The organism is Vibrio sp. 1249-1, assembly GCF_033340495.1.
This window is the reverse complement of sequence record NZ_JAWOWJ010000264.1, coordinates 1-898: the sequence shown is the minus strand read 5'-3', so window position 1 is coordinate 898 and position 898 is coordinate 1. Positions and strand designations below refer to the sequence as shown.

The window sequence follows — 898 nt, the reverse complement described above, 5'->3', positions numbered from 1 at the left end:
GTTACGAGCATTTAGAACATGAAGTTAAAGCCAGCGTCGAAGACGTTGATCGAGCGATTTTCGGCGAAGATTCGACGACACACGCAGTGATTTGTTATGTGAACGAAGAACCGATAGGATTCGCCGTCTACTTTTTTAACTACTCAACATGGCTTGGAAAGAACGGACTCTACTTGGAAGATCTATATGTTTCTTCTGAGTACCGAAATGTTGGTGCTGGGAAAGCGTTGTTAAAGCATTTGGCGAATATTGCCGTTGATCGTGGTTGTGGCCGTTTTGAATGGGCTGTATTGGATTGGAACCAACCCGCGATTGATTTCTATCAGTCAATCGGTGCAGAGCCTCAAGATGAATGGAAGATCTATCGACTGGCGGGAGATGCATTGCAGCGCTTTGCTAAAGGATGATGTGAATGGGAGATTCGATGTATCCACACGACTATCAAGGGAATGGCTCGCAAGCGCGCTTTTCCGTCTCAGAAAGGGTCTCAATTGAGCCTCTAACCACCAAGCATGCGACGGTTTTACTGGAAGTGGTGAACACGTATCGAAACAGCCTATCTGGCTATTTACCTTGGACGGACTTTGTGACCAACCGCAGAGAAGCAGTGAACTACATTTCTCAGCGCGTGAACAGCAAAGCATTAGATGCCCACTGGTGCGCGATTTATTTTGATGAGCAGTTTACGGGCGTTATTGGTATCAAGGGTGTGGATTCGCACACACACGTCACTGAGATTGGCTATTGGTTGGCGAACAATGGGCGAGGACACCGAGTGATCGACCAAGTACTCGCGGTGTTGATTCCTTTTTTGAAGCAGAAAGGGCACGCGCAATTCATCCAATTCCACTGTATGGAAGACAACATTGCCAGCATCAATATTGCTGAGCGTGCTGGT

2 protein-coding genes are annotated in these 898 nt (G+C 47.2%); both read left to right on the top strand.

From position 1 onward, the window contains the following. Positions 1-407: GNAT family N-acetyltransferase (locus R7Z50_RS25735; RefSeq protein WP_318149507.1), on the top strand; the 407-nt coding region annotated here is incomplete at its 5' end. A 5-nt stretch (positions 408-412) separates the two neighbouring features. Then, on the top strand, positions 413-898 hold a 486-nt coding region (locus R7Z50_RS25730; protein ID WP_318149506.1), incomplete at its 3' end, for a GNAT family protein.